6 protein-coding genes are annotated in these 5,452 nt (G+C 43.9%); all 6 read right to left on the bottom strand.

The window, feature by feature from the left end; translation table 11 throughout:
• On the bottom strand, positions 1-419 hold a 419-nt coding region (locus JMX82_RS13985; protein ID WP_201540982.1), incomplete at its 3' end, for a transposase.
• A 343-nt stretch (positions 420-762) separates the two neighbouring features.
• Positions 763-1,767: a YhdH/YhfP family quinone oxidoreductase gene (locus JMX82_RS13980; protein ID WP_201540981.1), complete on the bottom strand. Its 1,005-nt coding sequence runs from the start codon at positions 1,765-1,767 to the stop codon at positions 763-765.
• An 88-nt stretch (positions 1,768-1,855) separates the two neighbouring features.
• On the bottom strand, positions 1,856-2,833 hold the full coding sequence (locus JMX82_RS13975) for a zinc-binding dehydrogenase (protein ID WP_201540980.1): 978 nt from the start codon (positions 2,831-2,833) through the stop codon (positions 1,856-1,858).
• A 172-nt stretch (positions 2,834-3,005) separates the two neighbouring features.
• Complete coding sequence (locus JMX82_RS13970) at positions 3,006-3,683, bottom strand: GDYXXLXY domain-containing protein (protein WP_201540979.1); 678 nt, start codon at positions 3,681-3,683, stop codon at positions 3,006-3,008.
• Positions 3,680-4,888, bottom strand: coding sequence for a DUF4401 domain-containing protein (locus JMX82_RS13965; protein WP_201540978.1), 1,209 nt, complete (start codon positions 4,886-4,888; stop codon positions 3,680-3,682). The genes JMX82_RS13970 and JMX82_RS13965 overlap by 4 nt, the downstream gene beginning before the upstream one ends.
• Positions 4,881-5,452: hypothetical protein (locus JMX82_RS13960; RefSeq protein WP_201540977.1), on the bottom strand; the 572-nt coding region annotated here is incomplete at its 5' end. The genes JMX82_RS13965 and JMX82_RS13960, both read right to left, overlap by 8 nt.

The raw sequence follows: 5,452 nt of genomic DNA, 5'->3' as shown, positions 1-5,452 counted from the left end.
CTTGAGACAAGAGAGCTTGAGATGTCGACATCGTAGAGCTCTTTAATGCTCTCTACGATCTCAGTGGTGGTTTGACCCTTGGCGTAAAGGAATATGATCTTGTCATCAAGACCTGAGATACGGGTTTGATGCTTGCGCACGAGTGTAGGTTCAAAGTCACCATGACGGTCTCTTGGGGTGGATATCTCAAGATCGCCTGTGTCACTGCGGACGGTCTTTTTAGTGTGGCCGTTGCGCTTATTGGGCTTGTCTGCCTTCTCATGTTTAGGGTAGCCGAGATGCTCTTCCATCTCAGCCTCTAAGGCAGTATCAATAAAGGATTGCATGAGCTGCTTTTGGAAGTCTTTGATGTCATCGAAGCTTTTCATGCTACCAGCCATTTGCTCGGCCAGTTTCTTGATGTCAGATTGAGTAGTCATTGCTTATTCTCCTGTTAATGGATTATAAGCAGTTACACAGTTTTTAGGAAACTCCCGATAAAGTGGATTGTATCTTATGATAATGTCCCTGAAATACAGCAATTGTACTCTTCTTTTGAAAGGAAAGAATTTTCATTTAAACATACAGCCCATACAACCAAAGTTGGCAAAGAAGTCATTTTCTTTAGTGATAACTTAATTCAGCCAAGTATCAAAGAGTATGAACCTTCTAAATTTAAAAAATCTAAAAAGAATAAAGAAATATTGTATAAGCTGGATTAGAGTTTAACAAAAAAGCAGCCTCCCAGACGAGCGCTGCTTTTTTTTATATTAAACCTAAAATCTATCCCTTCACATTCACCACATAACGCCCAACCACTTTACTCGACATAAAGCGATCTAAGTATTCCGGCGTTTGCTCAAGCGTAATCTCTTCGCCATAGCTCTCTAGATTAGGCAGTTTCATATCGGTGGCGACACGCTGCCAAATGGCTTCTTTATCAGCCAGTGGAATATACACCGAATCGATACCCAATAATGACACCGCGCGGGTGATAAAAGGTATCACTGACATCGAAAACTCAGCGCCGCTGGCTAAACCACAACTGGTCACTGCACCGCCAGATTTGGTTTGCTTTAGCAGGTTTGGTAAGTAGTCGCCGCCAATGGTATCAATAGCATTTGCCCACAGCTCACGACCGATAGGCTTGTTACCGATTTCATTGATGGTATCGCGATGACGCACTTCGCTCGCACCTAGTTCTTTTAGGTGCTCGCTTTGCTCTGGCTTACCTGAGAAGGCAATCACCTCATAACCCAGCTGACTCAAAATAGCGATGCTGATCGTACCGACGCCGCCTGTTGCACCAGTTACCGCGACTGGACCATCACTGGGTTTTGCACCCATTTTTTCTAGTTTTTGGATACTGAGTGCTGCGGTTAAGCCGCCCGTACCGTAAGTCATTGCTTCTTTTAACGTCAGCGTTTCTGGGCAGGGCAATGCCCAATCGGCAGGGATAGAGATCATCTGACCCAGACCGCCATCCGTATCCATGCCCAAATCATAGCCAAATACCAATACTTCTTGCCCTGCGGTAAACGTGCCAGATTTGTCGCTGACAACGACGCCTGCTGCATCAATACCGGGAGTATGCGGATATTGTTTGGTGATTCTTTTATTGCCCGATGCCGACATCGCATCTTTGAAATTTAACGAGGAATAATGCACTTCTATCAACAAGTCATTTTCTGGCAAGTCACTGACGTTGCGTTCTTGAATACTTTTGCTAAAGGTGCCGTCGGTATTTTCTTCGACGACTAAGGCTCTAAAGGTTTTATTATTAGACATCATATTATTCCTATTGAGGTTATTTGGTGTGTGTTTTTACTTGCACGTACATCATTTGCAACTACATCGATGTATGTAAGACCGTCATTTATGCTTTTAACAACACCTTACCATTCTTACTTGCCTGCAATTTACCATCGACGGCCTTGAGGATATCTGCCAAATCAAATGTTGCTTCAACGGGCAGTTTTAAATTGCCATCGTTAGCACGTTCGATCAGCTCATCAATCAAACGCTGTTTGTTTTCAACGCTCATTTCTTGACTGATTTTGCTGCCCCAAAAGCCTTTAATCGTCGCTTGTTTAAAAATAATATGGGTTGGATCTAGTATCATTGGTTTGCCTGACATGATGCCAAACGATGCCAATGTGCCACCATGACCCAGTAACGCCAGCAGATCATTACTTGAGTCACCACCGATAGAATCAACCGCGGCACTGATTTTCTCATCACCAAGGATGGCTTTTACTTGATCGGTCCAGTCGTCATCTGAGGTGTTGATATTATGCTTGATACCCAGTGCGTCTAATTCCTTGATAGCATCGTCACTTCTCACGACATTAATGGTGTTAATACCACGCGCGGCGGCTAGCATGGCGAGCGATTTGCCGACCGCGCCATTGGCAGCATTATGGATCACCCACTGACCACTTTTTAGTGCTAAAAACTCAATCAGCATCAGCGCGCTGAGTGGCATCGCAATGAGCTGCGCCGCCATTTCGTCCTCTAAGCTATCAGGCATGACGAATACCATGTCTTTTGAGGCGACAAAATACTCTGCCCATGTCGCTTGCACGCTCGCCGCTGCCACGCGCTGACCCACTTTTAAGTCTTTGACATCCTGACCGACGGCATCGATAATGCCAACCGCTTCGCTACCACCAACCGCTGGCAGCTCAGGTTTAAAGCCATATTGACCGCGAATGGTTAATAAATCATGGTTGTGGATAGAGGCGAGTACCATTTTGACTCGGACTTCATTGGCTTTTGGTTCAGGAATAGGTGTGTCACCTAAACTGAGGACGTCAGATGGTTTACCGAAGGTACTATAAGTTGCGCTACGCATAATCATTGCCTTTATTTATTTTTAGGTTGTGAGCAACAGTAACAAGTTTGTCTCAGTACCCTCAATGTTACTTTAGTTAAGGAATGTTATGCGTTGCACGTATCGCGTGTAGTAAAGCATGAGTAGTAATGCATGATAAGTAACGAATAAGTAGTCGCATCATTAACGTCTACTAAGAGGCTTTACCCTCTTGGCTTATATCGCCGATGATGACTGTAAAATCACCGTCTACCATCTCTGTGAGTAATGGCTCGCCTTTGTCATTGACGCGAAACAGACCATATTCAGCCGCTTCAAACGCCTCAGCATGACCTTCTTGAAAGAAGAACGCATTGGTCGCCAATTGCACACTGCCGTTACGGAGGCGGTAATAAATGGGCAGCTCACTTTTAGTTAAACCTTCACGACTATTACTATCAGCTAAGCGGACAAAATGCCCCACATTATTGCCATCGATTTTCACAATGACATAACCGTCGCTTGGCTCATAAATACGAAAATCTATATCAAGCTCGTCTAATTCTACATCTAGTTCTGAGCCTAATTCGTCTTGTGTTGAATGAGGGTGCTTTGGTCGCATGGCATCAAAAATATCGCGCTCCAGTGCATAACTTAACGCCATATAATCGCCTTGCATAAAACCACGTGGATCAACGGGTGCAAGTGCTAATAATACCGTTTTGCCAGTGGTGAGATGGGTTTCGTATTTGATGATATTCTTCGTCATTACGACCAATATCAGTGCTAACCCCAGTAGGGCAATCGTAATCGTAACAGCTCGTTTTTTTAGCCAATGCGTGGATGGTGACGTGTCATCAATCAAGCGCTTAGTCAAAATTTTATTTTTCATGAGTGGCGATCCTGATGATCGTTGGCGCTCATTGTCAAGTCAGTATCGTTGATAAGGGATTTAGCGAAATAGCGTTTAATCAATAGCCAACGCCCTATCAGCATGGTCAGTCCGACGATTAGCATTGAGAGGGATTTGATTAGTAATGAAGTATCGAGCTGGTAGTAATACCAAAATATATAGCTGACCAAGGCGGTGACGCCCAAACCTAACAGCACCCGTTGGCTATTGGCGATCGCAATGACAATGATAAGGCTGGTCGCTAGCAGTCCTGAGACGTAAATCGATATTATCCCAAGCAATACAATCGCACCACCAATGAAGAGTCCCGCTGCTGATAGTAATTTAACGTCGTAACGTTTTAGAATCAGATAAGCGGCATAAAGGCTGGCAAGTGTAAGCAATCCTTGCGCCAAATAATAGTTATAGCTAAAAGTGTCGCCATAATAAGTAGCAAGACTATGACTATGTTCAGCGGCGATAAAGTAAACAGAAACGCACAATAGTATCAGCGCGCTGGCGTAACCCATTGCCTTGATTACGTCAAAACTACCCGCTCGCCATTGAGTAGGGAGTTGCTGTAATAACGTATCACGTTGCAAATTAGTGACGATCGCAATCAGTGCCAATAGCCCCAAGCTGAGTTCAGGTAGATGGTAATAGTTAAGCAAATAAACCGTCAAACCTAGCGTCATTATGCTACCCAATAGGCGATAGATACGGTTGGGCATAATGACCGTCATAATGGCTTGCACGAGTAAAAACAGCCAAACATCTATAGGATGTGACAAATTTTTATCAAATAAAGCAAAGCCAATGTAGGCTTGTCCAGCCGAGCTAATAGCCAATGCTAGGCTACTGATAAAGGTATTATCACGGCTTTGTTTATTTCTAAATAGCACAAAACCCGCCGCGCTGAGTACTAGACCTGTAATTAACAAGGCAATCACGCTGTCAAAGCCATCGATGCCAAACAATAATAAAGACAGAAAGGCGATTAGAAACAGACTCGCTACAATACCGCTAAGACCAAAAAGTATTTGTATAAACCAAGGAATATCGTTTTGAGAGTGATTATTCGCTATCGTTGCCTTAGCGCTGGTCTCACCAGTACGGGCATCAGTCACATTGCCGTCAATTAATCCAAGCTGTTGCAGCTGTAAAAGGACATTGTCCGAGTGTTGATTATTCATATCATTACTCATAATTACCTCCTTTGACGACAGCACTTGGGAGATTGTTTTCGCTGTTTAAACGTGCCGCATGACGCAGCCAAACAACCGCTGCTGAACTCATGCCAATCAATAATAGGGCTAAGATGAGAAAACCACCCATATCAAAATTGTCTAAAAACAACTTACCCGCCCAAAACATCACCACGACAATGACAGAGCCACATAAATAGGTCAGCATTAATAGATTGATGCGATACCAATAAAATCGCCAAACCATAAATCCGCACCAGCTCATCCATAGCAGCAAAGCGATCAGCGTCATTAAAATATTGGCGTCATCAAAGACATAAAGAATGGCAAGGTAGGTAATAAAATGGCTGCTGAGTAAACCGACGACATAAGCGCTCCAATCCAGCTCGGACTTAAATCGGCTGAGTGTGACTGATGGTGGTTGACGGTCGATAAACACGAGCCACAAGTTTAGCGCCACAAAATTAACAGCGGCAAGCACGCCTATTTGTAAGACACCTTCATAGAAGTAACTGACAAAGGTAAAGTCCATAACGCCGAAATATAAGATGAGACCAGTATTGA

The sequence above is a fragment of the Psychrobacter sp. 1044 genome, assembly GCF_904846525.1.
GTDB lineage: Bacteria > Pseudomonadota > Gammaproteobacteria > Pseudomonadales > Moraxellaceae > Psychrobacter.
Note: the sequence above shows the minus strand (reverse complement) of the source record. Positions and strands in the feature narration are given on the sequence as shown.

Bases quoted from the DNA above. Each gene is read 5' to 3' on its own strand.
- JMX82_RS13980 (WP_201540981.1), bottom strand. From the start codon at position 1,767: ATGTCTAATAATAAAACCTTTAGAGCCTTAGTCGTCGAAGAAAATACC.
- JMX82_RS13975 (WP_201540980.1), bottom strand. From the start codon at position 2,833: ATGCGTAGCGCAACTTATAGTACCTTCGGTAAACCATCTGACGTCCTC.
- JMX82_RS13970 (WP_201540979.1), bottom strand. From the start codon at position 3,683: ATGAAAAATAAAATTTTGACTAAGCGCTTGATTGATGACACGTCACCA.
- JMX82_RS13965 (WP_201540978.1), bottom strand. From the start codon at position 4,888: ATGAGTAATGATATGAATAATCAACACTCGGACAATGTCCTTTTACAG.